At 71.4% G+C, this 21451-nt stretch carries 18 protein-coding genes; 11 read left to right on the plus strand and 7 right to left on the minus strand.

Features of this window, described 5'->3' with window-relative positions; all coding sequences use genetic code 11:
* Both ACFXI4_RS12660 and ACFXI4_RS12665 read left to right on the plus strand, forming a co-directional pair.
* Nucleotides 1-1404 (plus strand): OFA family MFS transporter, encoded by a 1404-nt coding sequence (locus ACFXI4_RS12660; RefSeq protein WP_384989884.1) that lies wholly within the window; start codon nt 1-3, stop codon nt 1402-1404.
* 448 nt (nt 1405-1852) lie between these two features.
* Entirely contained in the window at nt 1853-2842 is a 990-nt protein-coding gene (locus ACFXI4_RS12665; RefSeq protein ID WP_384989886.1) for a hypothetical protein, read from the plus strand.
* Between the two features lie 33 nt (nt 2843-2875).
* On the opposite strand, the gene ACFXI4_RS12670 is transcribed toward ACFXI4_RS12665, so the two are convergent.
* The 4 genes from ACFXI4_RS12670 to ACFXI4_RS12685 all read right to left on the minus strand — a co-directional run bounded on the left by ACFXI4_RS12670 (nt 2876) and on the right by ACFXI4_RS12685 (nt 6228).
* Entirely contained in the window at nt 2876-3553 is a 678-nt protein-coding gene (locus ACFXI4_RS12670; protein ID WP_384989888.1) for a GntR family transcriptional regulator, read from the minus strand.
* Between the two features lie 142 nt (nt 3554-3695).
* Nucleotides 3696-4643, minus strand: a complete 948-nt coding sequence (locus ACFXI4_RS12675; RefSeq protein ID WP_384989890.1) for a beta-ketoacyl-ACP synthase III — start codon at nt 4641-4643, stop codon at nt 3696-3698.
* A 147-nt stretch (nt 4644-4790) separates the two neighbouring features.
* Entirely contained in the window at nt 4791-4925 is a 135-nt protein-coding gene (locus ACFXI4_RS12680; RefSeq protein ID WP_362723548.1) for a hypothetical protein, read from the minus strand.
* Nucleotides 4900-6228: an OFA family MFS transporter gene (locus ACFXI4_RS12685; protein ID WP_384989892.1), complete on the minus strand. Its 1329-nt coding sequence runs from the start codon at nt 6226-6228 to the stop codon at nt 4900-4902. Before ACFXI4_RS12685 ends, ACFXI4_RS12680 begins: the two co-directional genes overlap by 26 nt.
* Before the next feature lie 205 nt (nt 6229-6433).
* Here ACFXI4_RS12685 and ACFXI4_RS12690 point away from each other — a divergent pair, with 205 nt between their 5' ends.
* The 5 genes from ACFXI4_RS12690 to fdhD are packed head-to-tail and all read left to right on the plus strand — an operon-like array spanning nt 6434 to nt 12856.
* Nucleotides 6434-7405 (plus strand): 2-dehydropantoate 2-reductase, encoded by a 972-nt coding sequence (locus ACFXI4_RS12690; protein WP_384989894.1) that lies wholly within the window; start codon nt 6434-6436, stop codon nt 7403-7405.
* Nucleotides 7402-9321, plus strand: a complete 1920-nt coding sequence (locus ACFXI4_RS12695; protein ID WP_384989895.1) for a molybdopterin oxidoreductase family protein — start codon at nt 7402-7404, stop codon at nt 9319-9321. The genes ACFXI4_RS12690 and ACFXI4_RS12695 overlap by 4 nt, the downstream gene beginning before the upstream one ends.
* Before the next feature lie 4 nt (nt 9322-9325).
* The gene (locus tag ACFXI4_RS12700) at nt 9326-11143 is read left to right on the plus strand and encodes an NADH-ubiquinone oxidoreductase-F iron-sulfur binding region domain-containing protein (protein ID WP_384989897.1); all 1818 of its coding nucleotides are present in this window, start codon (nt 9326-9328) and stop codon (nt 11141-11143) included.
* Complete coding sequence (locus tag ACFXI4_RS12705; protein ID WP_384989899.1) at nt 11140-12000, plus strand: 2Fe-2S iron-sulfur cluster-binding protein; 861 nt, start codon at nt 11140-11142, stop codon at nt 11998-12000. Before ACFXI4_RS12700 ends, ACFXI4_RS12705 begins: the two co-directional genes overlap by 4 nt.
* A 7-nt stretch (nt 12001-12007) precedes the next feature.
* Nucleotides 12008-12856, plus strand: coding sequence for a formate dehydrogenase accessory sulfurtransferase FdhD (fdhD, locus tag ACFXI4_RS12710; RefSeq protein WP_384989900.1), 849 nt, complete (start codon nt 12008-12010; stop codon nt 12854-12856).
* Between the two features lie 72 nt (nt 12857-12928).
* On the opposite strand, the gene ACFXI4_RS12715 is transcribed toward fdhD, so the two are convergent.
* Nucleotides 12929-13753 (minus strand): LysR family transcriptional regulator, encoded by an 825-nt coding sequence (locus ACFXI4_RS12715; RefSeq protein ID WP_384989902.1) that lies wholly within the window; start codon nt 13751-13753, stop codon nt 12929-12931.
* 139 nt (nt 13754-13892) lie between these two features.
* Here ACFXI4_RS12715 and ACFXI4_RS12720 point away from each other — a divergent pair, with 139 nt between their 5' ends.
* Nucleotides 13893-14612 carry an SDR family oxidoreductase gene (locus tag ACFXI4_RS12720; RefSeq protein ID WP_362731215.1) on the plus strand — a complete coding sequence of 240 codons (720 nt, stop codon included), beginning with the start codon at nt 13893-13895 and terminating at the stop codon, nt 14610-14612.
* Between the two features lie 4 nt (nt 14613-14616).
* Here the strand turns inward: ACFXI4_RS12720 and ACFXI4_RS12725 are convergent, their stop codons facing one another.
* Together ACFXI4_RS12725 and ACFXI4_RS12730 are read right to left on the minus strand one after the other, a co-directional pair.
* The gene (locus ACFXI4_RS12725; protein ID WP_384989904.1) at nt 14617-15144 is read right to left on the minus strand and encodes an isochorismatase family protein; all 528 of its coding nucleotides are present in this window, start codon (nt 15142-15144) and stop codon (nt 14617-14619) included.
* An 87-nt stretch (nt 15145-15231) separates the two neighbouring features.
* Nucleotides 15232-16284 (minus strand): bile acid:sodium symporter family protein, encoded by a 1053-nt coding sequence (locus ACFXI4_RS12730; RefSeq protein WP_384989906.1) that lies wholly within the window; start codon nt 16282-16284, stop codon nt 15232-15234.
* A gap of 158 nt (nt 16285-16442) precedes the next feature.
* On the opposite strand from ACFXI4_RS12730, the gene ACFXI4_RS12735 reads away from it, so the two are divergent.
* From ACFXI4_RS12735 to ACFXI4_RS12745, 3 genes are all read left to right on the plus strand, one after another.
* On the plus strand, nt 16443-17306 hold the full coding sequence (locus ACFXI4_RS12735; protein WP_384989908.1) for a LysR substrate-binding domain-containing protein: 864 nt from the start codon (nt 16443-16445) through the stop codon (nt 17304-17306).
* 805 nt (nt 17307-18111) lie between these two features.
* Nucleotides 18112-19938, plus strand: a complete 1827-nt coding sequence (locus tag ACFXI4_RS12740; RefSeq protein WP_384989910.1) for an AMP-dependent synthetase/ligase — start codon at nt 18112-18114, stop codon at nt 19936-19938.
* A gap of 543 nt (nt 19939-20481) precedes the next feature.
* Nucleotides 20482-21318: an aldo/keto reductase gene (locus ACFXI4_RS12745; protein ID WP_384989912.1), complete on the plus strand. Its 837-nt coding sequence runs from the start codon at nt 20482-20484 to the stop codon at nt 21316-21318.
* Nucleotides 21319-21451 lie beyond the last annotated feature (133 nt).

Consider the following 21451-nt stretch of genomic DNA (forward strand, 5'->3'; position numbering starts at 1 on the left):
ATGACGGCTGACCCTGTGGCCACGAACAGCACCGGCGCCCAGCGGCGCCCGTACCGCGAGGTGACGGACGCCCGCGGCCGGGTGTACCGGATCGGGGAGACCGACCGGGACATCCTCGGCCACTCCCGCAACCTCATGGTGTACCTCCCGTGGGTGGCCATGATGGCCATCAGCGTCTTCGAGTACGCGTACGGCTCGGCGGAGGACACCCTGTCGCACGCGCACGGCTGGACGCAGTCCAACACCTTCTGGATCCTGAGCATCTGGGTGTTCTTCCAGGCCGGTATCGCCTTCCCGGCGGGCTGGCTGCGCGAGAAGGGCATCCTGACCGCACGCCGGGCCATGTACACCGGGTCCGTGATGTGCCTGATCGGGTTCCTCGCCCTGTCGCACATCAGCGAGATCTGGCTGGCGATCATCGGCTTCGGCGTGATCGGCGGCCTCGGCTCCGGCCTGGTCTACGCGACCTGCATCAACATGGTCGGCAAGTGGTTCCCCGAACGCCGGGGCGCCCGCACGGGGTTCGTGAACGGCGGCTTCGCCTACGGCTCACTCCCCTTCATCTTCATCTTCAACTACGCCTTCGACACGGCCAACTACCACCGGGTCCTGGACCTCATCGGCGCCTACGTGATGGTCGTGGTCCTGGTCACCGCGTTCTTCTTCAAGGACCCGCCGAAGAACTGGTGGCCGGCCGACATCGACCCGCTCTCCCAGACGGGCGACGCCAAGAGCGCCACGGCGCTCGCCAAGAACCCGCCCGCGGTACGGCAGTTCACGCCGAAGGAGGCGATACGCACCGGCATGCTCCCGCTGATGTGGATCGCGATCGTGATGACGGCCGGTGTCTCGATCTTCGGTATCTCGTTCCAGGTGGACTTCGCCAAGGACGTCGGCTTCGGCCCTCTGGTCGCGGCCTCGTCCATGGGCGTGATGGCGGTCATCAACGGCATCGGCCGCGGTGTGGTCGGCTGGCTCTCCGACCGCCTCGGCCGCAAGCCGACCCTGGTCTTCGTGATCGTCGTCCTGGGTCTCGCCCAGTTCGGCGTGATCTGGGCCGGCGACATCAAGAGCGAGTGGCTGTTCCTGTTCTTCGCCTTCCTCTCCGGCTTCGGCGGCGGCGCCTTCTACCCGCTCTTCGCCGCCCTCACCCCGGACTACTTCGGCGAGAACTACAACGCCACCAACTACGGCCTCGTCTACAGCGGCAAGCTGATCAGCGGCCTGTTCGGCGGCGGCCTCGGCTCCATGGTGGTCGGCGCCTGGGGCTACAACGGCGCCTACGCCCTGGCCGGCGGCATCTCGATGCTGGCGGCGGCGGTGGCCCTGCTGCTCCGGCAGCCGGGCCGGGACCCGGGCACGAGGACGAAGGTGGGGGTGGTCCAGCCACAGACGGCTGGCTGACCGTCGGCGTGCTGAGTCCCGGACCCACGTCCGGGACTCAGCCGCTGCCGGGACAGGGGGCGTTCCCCTCCGCCCTCCCGGACGACACCGTGCCCCGTCCGCGAACCGACCGGCCTCGGCGGCAAACCCGGAACACCTGGACCGGCCCATCGACGAGGTCTGGCGGAGAACGCGTTCGCCATGGGCCCGGGCACGCCGATCACCCGGTGCCCGTCGGTCCGCTCGCGGTGTCCTTCGTGCCGGGACGGTTCCGGCCGTGCGATCCCGGAGAGGCGGGATGTGGCGAGGTCCCGCCGGTCGCCCTTTCCGCCCCTGCCCGCGGCCGCGGGCAGCAACGCGAGCGGGAGCAGGGCCCCGCGAAATTCGTGGGCGCGGACTGCCCGACGGCCCGTAGATTCCGGGCTGGAGGCCCGCTCGCGGCGCTCCGATTCTTCCGAGGGGGACATCGATGACCGTGGAGTCCATACCGGTGAAGTCGGTGCCGAAGTCGCTGGTGTGGCAGGGGGACGAGCTGGTCTCCGTGGTCGGGGGCGGGCGGCGTTGGGGCCTCGACGGCGTGGAGCGCAGGGCGCCGTTCGCGTGGGGTTTTCCGTTCGACGCCGGGACCGCTTCCGCATCGGGGGCGTTCTCCGCCGTGTACCAGGAGCGCGGTACCAAGGCGGTTCTGCTCGAAGGCGAGCAGGCCGTACGGGAGCTGAACCGCAGCTACTACCGCGCGGCGGACTACGACTACCCCCTCGCGCTCGGCCGGCTGGGCGACGGGCGCGAGGTCGTCGTGCACTGTCCCGACGAGTACAACGTGCTCGAGATCGAGGACGCGGCGAGCGGCGAGCGGCTGACCGCCGGCGGGCGGGAGCCGGAGGACGTCTTCCACTCCAGGCTGAGCCTGAGCCCGGACGGCCGGTACTTGCTCTCGGTCGGCTGGTACTGGCATCCCTTCGGCACGGCCATGGTCTACGACACCGCGCTCGCGCTCGCCGACCCCGGCACGCTCGACGGACCGGGTGTGCTGGCGACGGAGGTGGTCACGTGCGGCGAGGTGACGGCAGGCTGCTGGCTCGACGCCGACCGGCTGGTCCTGGCGACGGGGACGGAGGAGGGCAGCGACGAGGAGCCGGCCGGTCTGCCGCCGAACCACCTCGGGGTGTGGTCGGTGTCCGAAGGACGCTGGCTCCACCGCAGCCCGATCGCCGACGCCGAGCCGGGTGTCCTGCTGCTGCCCCGCGGCGACCAGGTGATCTCGTTCTCCGGCCACCCGCGCCTGCTCGACACGGCCACCGGGGTCGTCGTCGCGGAATGGCCCGAGGTGAGCGTGCCCCTCAAAGCCGGGTGCTTCGGGTACCGCCGCGTGCCGAGCCCGGTGGCCGCCCTCCACCCCGACGGCATCCGGCTGGCCGTCACGCAGCCGGACGGGATCGCCCTCGTCACGCTGCCGTGAGCCCGCGTCACACCGTCGTGAGCCAGACCCGGTTCAGGACGTCGCCCGCTCGTGGTACGACCGGCGCGTGTGCTCGGTGTGTTCGCGCATCAGGGTGGTCGCCAGCTGTTCGTCGCGGGCCGTGATCGCCGCTATCAGCTCGCGGTGTTCGATCCAGGACTGGCGGCCGCGCTGCCGTGCCACCGGCGTGTAGTACCAGCGGACCCGGCGGTCGACCTGGGCCGCGAGTTCGGCGAGCACCGCGTTGCCGGCCAGGTCCATGACCTTGGCGTGGAACGCGGCGTTCAGGGCGACGGCCGCGTCCACGTCGTCCGCGGCGACGGCCTTCTCGCCCTCGGCGCACAGGGACTCCAGCGCGGCCACTCCCGCGCTGCCCGCGGCCGCCGCCGCCAGCCGCGCCGCCTCGGCCTCCAGCAGCGTGCGGACCGTGAGGAGCTGGTCGGCCTCGTCCTCCGTGGGTTCGTGCACGAACGCGCCCTGGGCGGGCCGCAGATCCACCCAGCCCTCGGTGTTCAGCCGCTGGAGCGCCTCGCGCACCGGCTGCCGGGAGACACCGAGGTGCCCGGCGAGTTCGCTCTCCACGAGATGCTGGCCGGGCTGGAGGGACCGGGTGGTGATGAGTTCCAGCAGCGCCTCGTAGACACGGTCGCGGAGCGGTCCGGGGCGTTCGAGCTTGGGCACCGCGCCCTGCGGCAGTCCGGCTGACAACATCGGGTCCCCCTTCGGCAGACACCCGTCACGAGCGGACACTCAGTGCGTAGACTCAGTATCGATTGTCTTTCGTCTACAGTCTACGGCGCACAACCGCCAGAGGAAGCGGGAGTTGACCACGTCACACCGCGGAGCGCGCCCCTCAGGGACACCGCACGACCTGCCCCGCGTACGACAGGTTGCCGCCGAAGCCGAACAGCAGGACCGCGTCGCCGCTGGAGACGCGCCCCTGCTCGACCAGCTTGGACAGCGCGAGCGGGATGCTCGCGGCCGAGGTGTTGCCCGATTCGGTGACGTCCCTGGCGACCACCGCGTTGGCCGCGCCGATCTTCTGGGCGAGCGGCTCGATGATCCGCAGGTTGGCCTGGTGCAGGACGACGGCGGCGAGGTCGAGGGGGTCCACCCCGGCCTTCTCGCAGGCGCGCCGGGCGATGGGCGGCAGCTGGGTGGTGGCCCAGCGGTAGACGCTCTGCCCCTCCTGCGCGAACCGGGGCGGGGTGCCCTCGATGCGTACCGCGTTGCTCATCTCGGGGACGGAGCCCCACAGCACCGGGCCGATCCCGGGCTCCTCGCCCGGCCCGCAGGCCTCGACCACGGCCGCGCCCGCCCCGTCGCCGACCAGTACGCACGTCGTCCGGTCGGTCCAGTCCGTCACCTCGGACATCTTGTCGGCGCCGATGACGAGGGCACGGGTGGCGGCCCCGGCCCGTACGGTGTGGTCGGCGGTGGCGAGGGCGTGGGTGAAGCCGGCGCACACGACGTTGATGTCCATCGCGGCGGGCTGCGGGACGCCGAGCCGGGCGGCGACGCGGGCGGCCATGTTCGGAGAGCGGTCGATCGCGGTGGAGGTGGCGACCAGTACCAGGTCGATGTCACCGGGGGTGAGCCCGGCGGCGGCCAGGGCCTTGGCCGCCGCGTGCGCGGCGAGTTCGTCGACGGGTTCGTCGGGGCCCGCGATGTGCCGGGTGCGGATGCCCACCCGGCTGCGGATCCACTCGTCACTGGTGTCGACCATGCTCGCCAGGTCCTCGTTGGTGAGCACCCTGGCGGGCTGGTAGTGGCCGACGGCGGCGATGCGCGAGCCGTTCATGAGCGGTGGGTCCCCCTCGTTGCCTCGGTGTGGGCCCACCAGTCTGTTCAGTGACTCACGGGTACGACGGCATGTAAGGCCACAGGAAACGGGCGCCCGAGTTGTCGGCTTCTTGCAGACCCTCGGACGCCCGGCCGCCGTCCTGGTTCATCCGTTGAACAGCTGTGTGGCCTTCTGTACGAGTTCGTACACGCCGTAGGCGAAGGGCGCGCCGACCCAGAGCCAGGCGACGGCGATCAGCCAGCGGCGGTCGGGCTCACGCCGGCTGCTGTCGTTCGACATCGACGGCCTCCCTGGGTGCGGGGATGTGGTGGCGGGTGTTGACGGGCCGGATCAGCTCGTTGGCGACGAAGCCGACGACGAGCAGTCCGATCATGATGCCGAAGGACAGGGTGTACAGGTCGGAGCCGTGTTTGCCGGCGTCCTTCTGGTGGTCGGCGATCCAGTTGACGATCAGCGGCCCGAGCACACCGGCGAGGGACCAGGCGGTGAGCAGCCGGCCGTGGATCGCACCGACCTGATAGGTGCCGAACAGGTCCTTCAGATAGGCGGGGACGGTCGCGAAGCCACCGCCGTAGAAGGAGAGGATCACCAGCGCGCAGAGGATGAACAGCGGCTTGGAGGAGTCTCCGAACAACGTGATGAGCAGGTACATCAGCGCGCCGACGCCGAGGTAGAGGCGGTAGATGTTCTTGCGGCCGACCAGGTCGGAGGTGGACGACCAGCCGATGCGGCCCGCCATGTTGGCGGCGGACAGCAGGGCGACGAACCCGGCCGCCGCTGACACCGTGACCGGGGTGGAGCTGTCGGCGAAGAAGTCCGTGATCATCGGGGCGGCCTTCTCCAGGATGCCGATGCCCGCGGTCACGTTCGTGCAGAGCACGACCCACAGGAACCAGAACTGCGGAGTGCGGATCGCGGTGTTCGCCGGGACCTGCACGCCCTCGAAGGCGCTGGGCGCGTCCGCGACCGGCTTCTCGCTGCGCGGCACCCGGATCAGCAGCACGCCCAGCGTCATGAAGACGGCGTAGGACAGCCCGTGCACCAGGAAGGCGAGGGCTATGCCATCGTTGTCACCGCCGAAGGACGAGAGCATCTGCGCGGACCACGGCGAGGCGATCAGCGCGCCGCCGCCGAAGCCCATGATGGCGATGCCGGTGGCCATGCCGGGACGGTCCGGGAACCACTTGATCAGGGTGGAGACGGGCGAGATGTAGCCGATGCCGAGGCCGATGCCGCCGACGAAGCCGTAGCCGAGGACGATCAGCCAGTACTGCTTCGTCTCGGCGCCGAGCGCGGAGATCAGGAAGCCGGTGGAGAAGCAGACCAGGGCGACCGTCATGGCCCAGCGCGGCCCGTTGCGTTCGACGAGGGTGCCGCCGAACGCGGCCGACAGCCCGAGCATCACGATCGCGAGCTGGAAGGGCAGCGCGCTCTGGGTGCCGCTGAGGTGCAGCGCGGATTCGAGCGGCGGTTTGAAGACGCTCCAGGCGTAGGCCTGGCCGATGGAGAGATGGACGGCGAGGGCGGCGGGCGGGACGAGCCAGCGGCTCCAGCCCGGCGGTGCTACAGGGGGGCTGCTCATGAGTCCCGAACGGTAGGGCCGGGCCCGGGTGGTTGAGAACCCGACGGCCGGATCGTATGCGATGAGCGGTATCCAGAATGCGCCGAACGGTCATGGCCGGAACCCTTGCCCACCTCAAGTCCATACTGTAGACAATATTTCGTCGACATCTTCCGGCCCCTACGGGCCACCTCCGCGGTATCCCTCAAACCGAACGGAGTGTTCCGTGAAAGTCGCAGTCCTCGGCGCCGGTGCGATCGGCGCCTACGTCGGTGCCGCGCTCCACCGCGCGGGTGCCGATGTGCATCTCGTCGCCCGTGGACCCCATCTGGCGGCCATGAGGCGGTACGGAGTACGGGTGCTGAGCCCGCGCGGCGACTTCACCGCGCACGCGCACGCCACCGACGACCCGGCCGAGGTCGGCCCGGCCGACTACGTCTTCCTGGGGCTGAAGGCCAACTCGTACGCGGCGTGCGGGCCGCTGATCGAGCCGCTGCTGCACGAGCGCACGGCGGTGGTCGCGGCTCAGAACGGCATCCCCTGGTGGTATTTCCACCGGCACGGCGGCCCCCACGACGGACACCGCGTCGAGAGCGTCGACCCGGGCGGCGCGGTCAGCGCCGTACTCGCCCCCGAACGCGCCGTCGGCTGCGTGGTCTACGCCGCCACCGAGCTCGAAGCCCCGGGCGTGGTACGGCACTTGGAGGGCACGCGGTTCTCGGTCGGCGAGCCCGACCGCAGTGTGTCCGCACGCTGTCTGCGATTCAGCGACGCCATGCAGACCGGCGGCCTGAAGTGCCCGGTCGAGCCGGATCTGCGCAACGACATCTGGCTCAAGCTGCTCGGCAACATCTCCTTCAACCCGATCAGCGCGCTGGCCCGCGCCACCATGCGGCAGATGTGCCTGCACGGCGGCACCCGCCGGGTCATCGAGATCATGATGCGCGAGACGCTCTCGGTCGCCGAGGCCCTCGGCTGCGAGGTCGGCGTCTCCATCGAACGCCGGCTCGCGGGTGCCGAGAAGGTCGGCGACCACCGCACCTCCACCCTCCAGGACCTGGAACGTGGCAAGCCGCTGGAACTCGACGTGCTCCTCGCGGCCGTCGTCGAGCTGGCGGAGATCACCGGTGTGGAGGTGCCCACCCTGCGCACCGTGCACGCCATCTCGGACCTGCTCGCGCTGAGGAGCGCCGCATGAGGAAACGGCAGCAGAAGACCTACACCCGGCTCACCCACCCCCTGGTACGGGACTCCCGTGACGGGCCGTTCCGGCGGGCGAGCTGGCAGGAGGCCCTGGACCGCGCGGCCCGCGGCCTGGACCGCAACCGCGGGGCGTTCGGGATGTTCTCCTGCGCCCGCGCCACCAACGAGATGAACTACGTGGCCCAGAAGTTCGCCCGGGTGGTGATGGCCACCAACAACGTCGACTCCTGCAACCGGACGTGTCACGCCCCGAGCGTGGCCGGTCTGAGCGCGGCCTTCGGCTCCGGCGGGGGCACCTCCTCGTACGAGGAGATCGAGCACACCGACGTCATCGTGATGTGGGGCTCCAACGCCCGCTTCGCGCACCCGATCTTCTTCCAGCACGTGCTCAGGGGCATCAGGAACGGCGCCCGGATGTACGCCGTCGACCCGCGCCGCACCTCGACCGCCGAGTGGGCGGAGAGCTGGCTCGGGCTGAACGTCGGCACGGACATCCCGATGGCGCACGCGATCGGCCGCGAGATCATCCACGCCGGGCTGGCCAACGAGGCGTTCGTCGAGCGGGCGACCACCGGCTTCGAGGAGTACCGGGCACTCGTCGAACCGTGGACGCTGTCGCTGGCGGAGAAGGTGACCGGCGTTCCGGCCGCCGCGATCCGGGACCTGGCGCACGCCTACGCCCGTGCCGAGCGCGCCCAGCTGTGCTGGACCCTCGGCATCACCGAGCACCACAACGGCACCGACAACGTCCGCGCGCTGATCAACCTCTCCCTGCTCACCGGTCAAGTGGGACGCTACGGCGCCGGGTTGCAGCCGCTGCGGGGCCAGAACAACGTGCAGGGCGGCGGCGACATGGGCGCGATCCCCAACCGGCTGCCCGGCTTCCAGGACATCCTCGACCCGGACGCCCGGCTGAAGTTCGAGTCGGCCTGGGACACGGTCATCCAGCCGCACTACGGGCTGACCCTCACCGAGATGTTCGAGGCCATGGAGGAGGGCACGCTCAAGGCGGTCTACTGCATCGGCGAGAACCCCGCGCAGTCGGAGGCCGACAGTGAGCAGGCGATCCGCCGGCTGACGGCCCTGGACTTCCTGGTCGTGCAGGACATCTTCCTCACCAGGACCGCCGAGCTGGCGGACGTGGTGCTGCCCGCGACCGCCGGCTGGGCGGAGACCGAGGGCACCACCACCAACAGCGAACGCCGGGTGCAGCGGGTGCGCCGGGCCGTGACCCCGCCCGGCGAGGCCCGCGAGGACATCGACATCATCTGCGACCTCGCCGCCCGGCTCGGCCACGACTGGAAGTACGCCGACGCGGAGACCGTCTGGAACGAGCTGAGATCGGTCTCCCCGGACCACTACGGGATGACCTACGACCGGCTCGCCGAGCACCAGGGCATCCAGTGGCCGTGCCCGAGCACCGAGCGCCTCGAACCGGCCTATCTGCACGGCAGGTTGTGGGAGAAGGATCCGGCACGGCGCGGGGCACCGGCCCCCTTCGGGCTGGTCCGGCACGATCCGCCGGTCGACCTCACCGACGAGGAGTACCCGGTCCGGCTCACCACCGGACGCCGGCTCGACTCCTACAACACCGGGGTGCAGAGCGGTGGTTACGCCTCCCCGCTGCGGCGCGGCGAGTACATCGAACTGTGCCCCGAGGACGCCGAACGGTACGGGGTCGCGGTCGGCGAGGAGGTCCGGGTGTCCTCGCGGCGGGGCTCGGTGGTGGCCCCGGTCTGGGTCGACACCGCGCTGCGCCCCGGCCTCGCCTTCATGACCATGCACTTTCCCGACGAGGTGGACACCAACCAGCTGACGATCGAGGCCAACTGCCCGATCGCGGGGACGGCGGAGTTCAAGGCGTCGGCGATCCGCATCGAGAAGCTCCCGGTCGCGACCATCGTGAGGTGACCCAGTGGACCTGCACTTCGGCGACAGCAAACCGACGGACGAGGAACGGGCGGCCGTCGACGCCCTGCTGGGCCCCCCGGAATCCTCCTGGGAGGGCGCCGACCGTTGCGACGCGGACCTGAGGTGGGCGCGCGGCGGCCGGGAGGCCCGGGACCGCCGCGACCTGCTGCTGCCGGGGCTGCACGCGATCAACGACCGGGTCGGCTGGATCAGCGCGGGCGCCCTCGACTACCTGTGCCGCCGCCTGACGGTCCCGCCGGCCGAGGCCTACGGCGTGGCCACCTTCTACGCGATGTTCTCCGTCACCCCCCGCCCTGCGACCGTCCTGCACGTCTGCACGGACCTGGCGTGCACGGCGGCCGGGGCGTCCGCGCTGTGCGCCGGGGCGGAGGAGAAGCTGGGCGCTGACGTGCACGTCGAGCGCGGCCCCTGTCTGGGGCTGTGCGAGCGGGCCCCGGCCGCCCTCGCCATCCGGGCCGGGGAAACGGTGCGTACGGCGGTGGCGGCGCCGGCGACCGTGGCCACGGCCGTCCTCGCGGCCACCGCGCCCGACTCGGCACCGCAGGAGCCACCGGCCGCGTCGGCCGTGCCGCAGGCGGGCCAGGAGGGCCTCGTCCTGCTCCGGCGGGTCGGCGTGGTCGACCCGGCGTCCCTGGACGACTACCGTGCGCACGGCGGCTACACCGCCCTGCGCCGGGCCTTCGCGCTCGGTCCCGCCGGCGTCATCCGCGAGGTCACCGACTCCGGCCTGGTCGGGCGCGGCGGCGCCGCCTTCCCCACCGGCCGCAAGTGGCAGGCCACGGCGTCCCACCCGGACCGGCCGCACCACCTCGTCTGCAACGCCGACGAATCCGAGCCGGGCACCTTCAAGGACCGCGTGCTCCTGGAGGGCGACCCGTACGCGCTGGTGGAGGCGATGACCGTCGCGGCGTACGCGATCGGCGCGCACCGGGGCTTCGTCTACGTCCGCGGCGAGTACCCGCGAGCGACCCGGCGTCTGCGGCACGCGATCGGCCAGGCGCGCGCCCGGGGCTTCCTCGGCGACGACGTCCTCGGCCAGGGCTTCGCCTTCGACATCGAGATCCGGCGCGGTGCCGGGGCGTACATCTGCGGTGAGGAGACGGCCCTGTTCAACTCCATCGAGGGGTACCGGGGCGAGCCGCGCTCGAAGCCGCCGTTCCCGGTGGAGAAGGGGCTGTTCGGGAAGCCGACGGCCGAGAACAACGTGGAGACGCTGGTCAACGTGCTGCCGATCCTGACCATGGGCGCCCCGGCGTACGCGGCGATCGGCACCGCGAAATCCACCGGCCCGAAGCTCTTCTGCGTGTCGGGGAGCGTGGCCCGCCCCGGGGTCTACGAGCTGCCGTTCGGCGCCACGCTCGGCGAGCTGCTCCGGCTCGCCGGAGTCCGGGAGGACCTGCGGGCCGTGCTGCTCGGCGGGGCGGCCGGCGGCTTCGTACGGCCCGACGAACTGGGCATCCCGCTCACCTTCGAGGGCACCGCACAGGCGGGCACCACACTCGGCTCCGGTGTGGTCATGGCCTTCGACGGCACCGTGCCGCTCCCCCGGCTCCTGCTCCGGATCGCCCAGTTCTTCCGGGACGAGTCCTGCGGTCAGTGCGTGCCGTGCCGGGTGGGCACGGTCCGGCAGGAGGAGGCACTGCACCGGATCGTCGCGCGCACCGGCGCCGGGGCGGCCGACGACATCGCGCTGCTGCGCGAGGTCGGCCGGGCGATGCGGGACGCCTCGATCTGCGGTCTGGGCCAGACCGCCTGGAACGCCGTGGAATCCGCCATCGACCGTCTGGGAGCGTACCGATGACCGTCACACCGCTGGGGATCCCGCGCCGGCTCCTCGAGTTCACGATCGACGGCGATCAGGTCCGGGCCCCGGAGGGCTCGACGATCCTGGAGGCCTGCCGGGCGGCCGGCACGGACGTCCCGACGCTCTGCGAGGGCGACACCCTGCGCCCGAAGAACGCCTGCCGGGTGTGCGTGGTCGAGGTGGAGGGCGCCCGGACCCTGGTGCCGGCCTGTTCGCGGAAGGCCGAGCCGGGGATGGTGGTGCGCACCGGCACCGAGCGCGTCCGGCACAGCCGCAGGATCGTCCTGGAGCTGCTGGCCTCCTCCGTGGACCTGTCGACGACCCCGCGGGCAGCCGAGTGGATCAAGGAGTACGAGGCGAGACCGGACCGCTTCGGCCCCGGCGCGGCCCGGCTGGACGAGGAGCCCCGGGTCGACAACGATCTGTACGTGCGCGACTACGGAAAGTGCATCCTCTGCTACAAGTGCGTGGACGCCTGCGGCGACCAGTGGCAGAACAGCTTCGCGATCTCGGTCGCCGGGCGCGGCTTCGACGCCCGGATCGCCGTGGAGCACGACGCCCCGCTGACCGACTCGGCCTGTGTTTACTGCGGGAACTGCGTGGAGGTGTGTCCCACCGGGGCGCTGTCGTTCAAGTCGGAGTTCGACATGCGGGCGGCGGGCACCTGGGACGAGTCGCGGCAGACGGAGACGACCACCGTGTGCGCGTACTGCGGTGTGGGCTGCAACCTCACCCTCCATGTGCAGGACAATGAGATAGTCAAGGTCACCTCGCCGCACGACAACCCGGTGACCCACGGCAATCTCTGCATCAAGGGCCGTTTCGGCTACCAGCACGTACAGAACCGGGGCTGATCAGACCATGGGACGAGTCACGGAACGACGCAAGGTCCTGCGGATCCGGGACGGAGCGGTCTCCGCCCGGCCGGACACGCTCGTCGCCGAGGAACCGCTGGAGATCAGACTCAACGGGAAACCGCTGGCCGTCACGATGCGCACGCCCGGCGACGACTTCGCGCTCGCGGCCGGGTTCCTGGTGAGCGAAGGCGTCCTGGCGACCGCCGACGACCTGCAGAACATCGTCTACTGCGCGGGGGCGACGGTGGACGGCTCCAACACCTACAACGTGGTCGACGTACGGACCACGCCCGGGGTCGAGCTCCCCGACTTCACCCTGGAGCGGAACGTCTACACCTCCTCGTCCTGCGGCCTGTGCGGCAAGGCGAGCCTCGACGCGGTGCGTACGACGGCCCGCTGGCCGATCGCCGACACTCCCCCGGTCCGGGTGGAAGCCCGGCTGCTCGCGAGCCTCCCCGACCGGCTCCGCGCGGCCCAGCAGGTGTTCGACCGGACCGGGGGGCTGCACGCGGCGGCCCTGTTCACCGAGGACGGGGAGCTGGTGGACATCCGTGAGGACGTCGGCCGGCACAACGCGGTCGACAAACTGGTCGGACGGGCCCTGCAGAACGGCGGCCTGCCGCTCTCCCGGGCGATCCTGCTGGTCTCCGGCCGGGCCTCCTTCGAACTTGCGCAGAAGGCGGTGATGGCGGGCATCCCGATGCTGGCGGCGGTCTCCGCGCCGTCCTCGCTGGCGGTGGACCTGGCGGCGGAGACCGGTCTGACCCTGGTCGGCTTCCTGCGGGGTCCGAACATGAACGTGTACGCGGGCGAGGACCGCATCGCCCTGCGGGCCGCGGCCGCCCAGGGCTGAACCGGTTCCCCGCGGCACGGCGGCGGGGCCCCGACCGGCGGGGAGCGCCCCCTGCGCCGCAGGGGCCCCGCCTCAGCCTGGTTCCGCGACGCCCGCCGCGGCCTCGGCGAACGCGGCGATCAGCGGGGAGCGGCGGCCGGCCGCCCAGGCCAGCAGCACCTGGTCGGGTTCGGCGTCGGTGACCGGGACGTAGGCGATGTCGGGACGGGAGTACTGCTGGGCGACCGAGCGCGGCACCATCGTGATGGCGGTGCCGGCGGCCACGCACTCGAACTTCTCCTCGATGGTGCGCAGCGGCAGGTCGCCGGGGAGCGGGTCGTTGTAGCGCACCCACTGCTCGCCCTGGAGGTCGGCCAGTGAGATCTCCTGTTTCCCGGCCAGCCGGTGCCGGTCCGGGAGCATGGCCACCCGGGGCTCGCTGTACAGCGGGCGCAGTTCGAGTCCGTCCGGCCGGACCGGCTGCCGTACGCAGGCGATGTCGACGGTGCCCTGGAGGATCAGTTCCTCCTGGTCGTCCCACTCGACCCGGCAGGCCTTGGTCTCGACGTCCGGGTGGGCCGCGGTGAAGGCACGCAGGGCCCGGGTGACGACGACACCGGCGCGGAACCCGACGACCAGACGGCGCCGGCCGCGGGCGGCCTGGAGGACGCGGCGCCGGGTGCCGGCGGCGACCGCCAGCAGCTGCCTGGCGTCGTCGAGCAGCTGACGCCCGGCGTCGGTCAGGGTCACACCGTGGCTGTCGCGGACGAACAGCTCGGCGCCCAGGTCCTTCTCCAGCGCGCGGATCTGGCGGCTGAGCACCGGCTGGGCGATGTGCAGGCTCTCGGCCGCCCGGCCGAAGTGGAGGAGGTCGGCGACCGCCACGAAGTAACGGACCTTGCGCAGATCCAGATCCATGCCCACGCCTCCCGGCCGGTGACGACGATGTCTTCAGGGTATCGCCACCGACGAAAGAGGTCTTGGACGGCGGCTGCCGAAAGGTCGCAGGCTGGAAGCGTCCGAACGGGACGGAACAGCAGCTCGGAAGGGGCCGGTCATGGATCTGCAGGGTCAGCGCGTGGTTGTCGTCGGGGGTACGTCGGGCATCGGGCTCGCGGTCGCGCAGGGCGCGGCGCGGGAAGGCGCTCACGTGGTGGTCGCCTCGCGCCGTCAGGAGAACGTGGACGCGGCGCTGAAGGTGCTGCCCGAGGGGGTCGAGGGGCGGGTGCTGGACGCCACGGACGAGGAGGCGGTGCGCGGCTTCTTCGCCGCGGTCGGCGGCTACGACCACCTGGTGTTCACGGCGGGTGACGCGCTGCTGCTGGAGACGGTGGCCGGGACGAGTGTCGAGGCGGCCCGGCGTTTCCTGGACACCCGGCTGTTCGGTGCGTACACGGTGGTGAAGCAGGGCGTCGGGTCGATCCGTCCGGGCGGTTCGGTGGTGCTGACGACCGGGACGGCGGGGCAGCGGCCGCTGCCGGGGTCGAGTGTCGCGTCGGCGCTGTGCGGGGCGATGGAGTCGCTGACGCGGGCGCTGGCCGTGGAGCTGGCGCCGGTGCGGGTCAACGTGGTCTCGCCGGGAGTGGTGCGCACCGAGCTGTGGCGGACGCTGCCGGAGGCTACGCGCCAGGAGCTGTACCGGTCGTCCGCCGAGTCGCTGCCGGTGGGGCGGATGGGCGAGCCGGCGGATGTGGCGGAGGCGTACCTGTACCTGATGCGGGGGGGATACAGCACCGGGTCGGTGGTGGTCGTGGACGGAGGCGGGTCGCTGGTCTGAGCGGTCAGGCGGGGGTGAGGCGTACGTCGGCCGCGGTCACGACCGTGCCCAGGCGCGGGAAGTCGAGCCGGACGGAGGCGTCGTGCTCGGCGGCGGTGAGGGCGGCCATGGCGTCCGCCACGAAGACGAGGTCGTAGCCGAGGTCGGCGGCGGCACGGGCGGTGGACTCGACGCCGAGGTTGGTGGCGATGCCGCCGAACACCAGACGGGTGACGCCGAGCCGGCGCAGCCGGGCGTCGAGTTCCGTGCCCTGGAAGCCGCCGATGGTGTGCTTGACGATCTCCAGGTCCCCTTCTCTGCGGAGTCCGGCCACCAGCCCGCTGCCCGGCGGCTGGTCGGCGAGTGCGGGCCGTTCCACGCGGAGCAGCACGACGGGTGCGCCGGCCGCCCGGAAGGAGTGGGCCAGTTCCTCGGCGGTGTGCAGGACGTCGGTGCCCTTGCGGGGCTCCAGGGGCAGCGCGACGATGCGGTCCATCAGGTCGACGAGGACGAGAGCGGTGCGCGCCGGGTCGAGCGCCAGGGGTGCGGTCATGACGGAACGTTAGCCGCCATCAGCCGTCCGTACCGGAAATCCGGATCAACAGGCCCGTGACCTGGTCGCGTCCGCCCACGTGTCCGCTCAGCGGCCGGAGGTCCCGGTGCGCACCGGCGGCCGTGGCGTCGCCGCGGGGGCGGCAGGGGGCGCGGCGTCCGCCTCCTGGGCCTCCGGGTCATGGGCGCGGCGCTTGGCGATGACCGCGCACACCATGAGCTGCATCTGGTGGAACAGCATCAGCGGCAGCACGGCCAGCGAGGCGTGGGCGCCGAACAGGACACTGGCCATGGGCAGCCCGGACGCGAGGGACTTCTTGGACCCCGCGAACTGGATGGCGATCCGGTCCCCGCGGCCGAAGCCGAGCGCCCTGGCGCCGTACCAGGTCAGCAGGAGCATCACGGCGAGCAGTACGGCCTCGACGGCGAGCAGCCCGGCCAGCCGGACGGCGCTGACCTGGTGCCAGATGCCGCGGACCATGCCCTCGCTGAACGCGGTGTAGACGACGAGCAGGATCGACCCGCGGTCGACCAGGCCTAGGATCTTCTTGTGCCGGGCGATGAACTTCCCGGCCCACGGGCGCAGCAGCTGTCCGGCGAGGAACGGCACCAGCAGCTGGAGGACGATCTTGACGATCGAGTCGGCGGAGAAGCCGCCTCCGCCGCTGCCGAGCAGTGCGGCGGCGAGCAGCGGGGTCAGGACGATCCCGATCAGCGAGGAGAAGGACCCGGCGCAGATCGCGGCGGGCACGTTGCCCCGGGCGATCGAGGTGAAGGCGATCGACGACTGGATGGTCGAGGGCACCAGGGTGAGAAAAAGGAGCCCCTGGTAGAGCGGATGGGTGAGCAGCACGGGCACCAGGCCGCGGGCGGCCAGGCCGAGCACCGGGAAGACCACGAAGGTGCAGACCAGGACCGTGACGTGGAGCCGCCAGTGCCGCAGTCCGTCGACGGCCTCCCGGGTGGACAGCCGGGCGCCGTAGAGGAAGAACAGAAAGGCGATCGCGGCCGTGGAGGCGCCGGAGGCCACGTCGGCGGCCGTGTCCCGGGCCGGGAGGAGCGCGGCGAGGCCCACCGTCCCGAGCAGCAGCAGGACGTACGGGTCGATCGGCATCCGACGGGGCCAGCTCAGGCGTTTCACGGTGCTCCACTTGCGGTCGGTCCACGGTGTCGGCCGGCGCGTGCGCCGGGCTGTCGCTGGAGGCCGGAAGGCCCCTCCCCATCGTCCTCCTCCGAAAGGTGATCGGGAATCCGGTATACCACTCTGACTGCCATCGCGTTCCGCGATAGCCTGCCGGAGTGTACGAACCCTCGCAGCTGCGGACCTTCCTCGCGGTGGCCCAGACCCTCAGCTTCACCCAGGCGGCCCGCCGGCTGGGACTGCGCCAGTCGACGGTCAGCCAGCACGTCCGCCGTCTGGAGGACGCGGCCGGCCGCCAGCTGTTCTCCCGGGACACGCACTCGGTGGAACTGACCGAGGACGGCGAGGCGATGCTCGGCTTCGCCCGCCGGCTCCTGGAGGTGCACGAGCAGGCGGCGGCCTTCTTCACGGGTACCCGGGTCGGCGGCCGGCTCCGCTTCGGCGCGTCGGAGGATTTCGTCCTCACCCGGCTGCCGGAGATCCTGGAGGGGTTCCGCCACGACCACCCCGAGGTGGACCTGGAGCTGACGGTGGAGCTGTCGGGCACCCTGCACGAGCAGCTGGCCGCCGGGAAGCTGGACCTGGTACTGGCGAAGCGGCGCGCGGAGGATCCGCTGGGCGAGCTGGTCTGGCACGACGACCTGGTGTGGATCGGCGCGGAACGGCTCCGCGTGGACCCCGACCGCCCGGTCCCGCTGATCGTCTATCCCCCGCCGGGCATCACCCGCACCCTGGCCCTGGAGGCCCTGGAACGCCAGGGCCGCCCGTGGCGCGTCGTCTGCACGAGCGGCAGCCTGAACGGGCTGATCGCGGCGGCCAGGGCGGGCCTGGGCGTGATGGCCCACTCGAGGGGCCTGATCCCCCCGGGCCTGTTCCGCGTCCCCGACCGGGCGGACCTCCCGGACCTGGGCAAGGTCGACTTCGTCCTGGTGCACGGCCCCAGGCGGTCACCGGCCCAGTCCGCGGCGGACGCGCTGGCCGCGGCGATCCTGGCCAGTGGCACCCACCTCAGGCGCCCCTGACCGGCGGCGCCCCGGGCCCTCCGTGGCCGGCACCCACACCACGACCCCCGCTACGTCGCGGTATCACGCGGCACGGGCGCCGAGCACCGCCTGGCCGAGGTCGCCCGCACCGGCGCCGGCCGGCCGGGCTGCTCGCCTCCGGGGCGGCCTGCATCGACGTCGGGCACCGGTCCGAGGTGCTGGGATTCTCGAAGTCCGCGGTGCTGTGGATCACCACCACACCGGCCGCGATGCACGCCGTGGGCCAGGCGCTGGCGGGGCACGACGAGGCGGCTCCTGACGGGCTGCCCCGACACCGGGGTTCGCGCTGGTGGGTGTCGGCACCGGGCGCGTGTCACCGACGGTCGCGGGCGCGGCGCCGACGGCGGTGCCGGCCGACCGGGCCCGGGACGGCGGGTGGTGCGGTGAACACCGTCCGGCGGCCGGGGTACGCGCTCGGGGTCGCCGTCTCCGGGAACCGTGGTGAGGGCACGGATGACCCGTGCGCGGGCGGCGCGGGGGCCGACAACGGACCCGGTCAGGCAGTCGCCGGAGGACACGGCCCTGCCGCGGGGCCGACCGGCCGGTAACCGGCCAGGGGCGGTAACCGGGTCGTACAGATTCAGTGGAGATTACGGAGGCGGAACTTACTCTGCCGTAGGTATTCTGTCCGACCCTTCCCCATGTGAGCGCATTTTCCAGGCCCTGACGGGCGCATACGAGCGCAATGCTCGATTTCGCACCCCCTCCCGAACGGTTCTCCGGTGGGGTAGCTTTCACGGCGCTGTGCGGAGCGTGACTGGGGAGCGAGAAGCGGGAGCGGGGTTTGCGCGAGTTCACCAACCCGCCGTTGGCGTCGACGCCGCCGGTGGGCGGTCTGGCCGACTGCGTGTTCGAGCATGCCCTGACGGACCCGCTGCACATCGCCCTGGGCCGCAAGGACGACCTCGGAAACTGGCGTGATGTGACCTCCGCCGAGTTCCGCGACGAGGTCCTGGCCCTCGCCAAGGGCCTGCTGGCACGCGGCATCCGGTTCGGTGACCGGGTCGCGATCATGTCCCGCACCCGCTACGAGTGGACGCTGTTCGACTTCGCCCTGTGGACGATCGGCGCCCAGGTCGTGCCGGTCTACCCCACGTCGTCGGCCGAACAGTGCTTCTGGATGCTGTACGACGCCGAGTGCACGGCCGCGATCGTGGAGCACGAGGACCACGCGATGACGATCGCCACCGTCATCGACCGGCTGCCGCAGCTGCGCCAGCTGTGGCAGCTGGACTCCGGCGCGGTGCAGGAGCTGTACGACGCGGGCGCACACCTGGAGGACGAGGTCGTGCACCGGCACCGGCAGGCGGTCACCCCGGACTCGGTCGCCACGATCATCTACACCTCGGGCACCACCGGCCGGCCGAAGGGCTGTGTCCTCTCGCACGGCAACTTCATGTACGAGGCGGACACGGTCGTCGGCCGCTGGGAGTCGGTGTTCCGTGCGAAGAAGGGCGAGGAGGTCTCCACCCTGCTCTTCCTGCCGCTCGCGCATGTCTTCGGCCGCATGGTCGAGGTTGCCGCGATCCGGCACGGCGTCCGCTTCGGCCATCAGCCGCAGCTGAACGCCGCCGCGCTGCTGCCCGACCTGGCCGCGTTCCGGCCGACGTTCATCCTTGCCGTGCCGTACATCTTCGAGAAGGTGTTCAACGCGGCCCGGCGCAAGGCGGAGAAGGAGGGCAAGGGCGGCCCGTTCGAGAAGGCCGTCGAGATCGCCGTGAAGTACGCCGACGCCGTCGAGGCGAAGGCGTGGGGCACCGGAGCCGGCCCGTCGGCGTCACTGCGGGTGCAGCACCAGGTCTTCGACAAGCTCGTCTTCGCCAAGGTGCGGGCGGCGATGGGCGGCCGGATCCGCAACGCGATGTCCGGCGGCTCGGCCATGGACCGCAGGCTCGGCCTGTTCTTCGCCGGCGCGGGCGTGCAGATCTACGAGGGTTACGGCCTGACCGAGTCGACGGCGGCCGCCACCGCCAACCCGCCCGAGCGCACCCGCTACGGCACGGTCGGCCAGGCCATCCCGGGCACCGCCGTGCACATCGCGGACGACGGCGAGGTGTGGCTGCACGGCGACAACGTCTTCCAGGGCTACCTCAACAACCAGAAGGCCACCGACGCATCCCTGCACGACGGCTGGCTGGCAACCGGCGACCTCGGCGTTCTCGACGAGGACGGCTATCTGACCATCACCGGCCGCAAGAAGGAGATCCTCGTGACCTCCGGCGGCAAGAGCGTCTCCCCCGGTGTCCTGGAGGAGCGGGTGCGCGACCATCCGCTGGTCAACCAGTGCATCGTGGTGGGCAACGACCGCCCCTACATCGCCGCTCTGATCACCCTGGACACCGAGGCCGTCGAGCACTGGCTGCAGATGCGCGGCAAACCGCCGATGTCCGCGGCCCAGCTGGTGCGCGACGACGACCTGGAGACCGAGGTGCGGCGCGCGGTGGTGGCCGCCAACACTCTGGTCTCACAGGCCGAGTCGATCCGTACCTTCCGTATCCTCGCCCAGCCGTTCACCGAGGAACACGGCCTGCTGACCCCGTCGTTGAAGCTCAAGCGCAAGGCGATCGAGAACGCCTACGCCAACGAGGTCGAGGCCCTCTACCGGGCCTGAGGGACCATCGGCCGGCACCTGATGTCGATCCGGAGGACCTGGTCGGATCCGTCGGGCTCGTCGCCCCTGTTGTCGCAGCCGGTGGTGGACAGCCACAGCCAGACCGCCCGGCACCTTGGTCACGGTGGAGCGCTCGGGTACGGGCCCGGAGCAGGACCAGGGTGAGCGCGTCCTCGCCGCCGAGGGCGTAACCGGTCACTTCGAGTGCCGTCTCCACGACCTGGTGACCAGGGCTTCGCCCGACCTTTTCATCGGATGTCTGCCGGACGGCGGGTTCCGGCCGCTTGCCTTCGGGCCTCATCTCGCCCATGGGCACGTACCTGCTTTCGTGAGGTCGGGGGTCTCAGAGCGCAGACAGCGGCAGGAACGGGCCGCGGTCAATGGTCCGGACCCGTAAGGCCGGATGCATTTCCGGCCAATCTCCGTCTCGGGAGGCCGACTCGGCGCACGGTTCCGGCGGATTCCGGGCTCAGGAATGCATCACGGCCGGTGATCGTTGACGATGGGGGTACCACCTGTCGACAACCTAAGGATCGAGAGCTCGTGAGCAGCAAGGTCCCCCCGAAAATCCTCAACAACGGCATCGAGATGCCCCAGCTGGGCTTCGGTGTGTGGCAGGTGCCCGACGACGAGGCCGAGCGGGCCGTCGCCACGGCACTGGAGGCCGGGTACCGCAGCATCGACACAGCGGCGATCTACGGCAACGAGGAGGGCACCGGCAAGGCCATCGCCGCCTCCGGTGTGCCTCGCGAGGACATCTTCGTCACCACCAAGCTCTGGAACGCCGACCACGGGTACGACGCCACCCTGCGCGCCTTCGACGCGTCGCTGGCGAAGCTGGGTCTGGACCACCTGGACCTGTACCTCATCCACTGGCCGCTGCCGACCCGGGGCAAGTACGTCGACTCCTACCGCGCGTTCGAGAAGCTGCTGGCCGACGGCCGGGTCCGGGCGATCGGCGTCTCGAACTTCCTCCCGGAGCACCTGGAGCGGCTGATCGAGCAGACGTCGGTCATCCCGGCGGTCAACCAGATCGAACTGCACCCGCACCTGCAGCAGCACGCGGCCCGGGAGTTCCACGATGAGCAGGGCATCGCCACCGAGGCCTGGTCGCCGCTCGGCCAGGGCAAGGGCCTGCTGGAGGTGCCCGCGATCGTCGCCATCGCGCAGAAGCACAACCGCACCCCGGCCCAGGTCGTGCTGCGCTGGCACATCCAGCTGGGCAACGTGGTGATCCCGAAGTCGGTCACGCCGTCCCGGATCAAGGAGAACATCGAGGTGTTCGACTTCAGCCTGGACACCGAGGACCTCGCGGCGATCAGCGCGCTCAACGAGGACCGCCGCATCGGCCCCGACCCGGCCACCTTCGACGTGGGCTGAGCCGCAGCCCGCCGCGCAGCGCACCGGCCGTGCCCCCCGGGGTACCGGGGGGCGGGCCGGCCCCGTGCCCCCCCCCCCGGCGGGGGGGCGGCAGACGGGGGGGCTTTACGCGGGGGCGGCCACCAAAACACCC

This window comes from Streptomyces sp. NPDC059224, assembly GCF_042754285.1.
GTDB lineage: Bacteria > Actinomycetota > Actinomycetes > Streptomycetales > Streptomycetaceae > Streptomyces.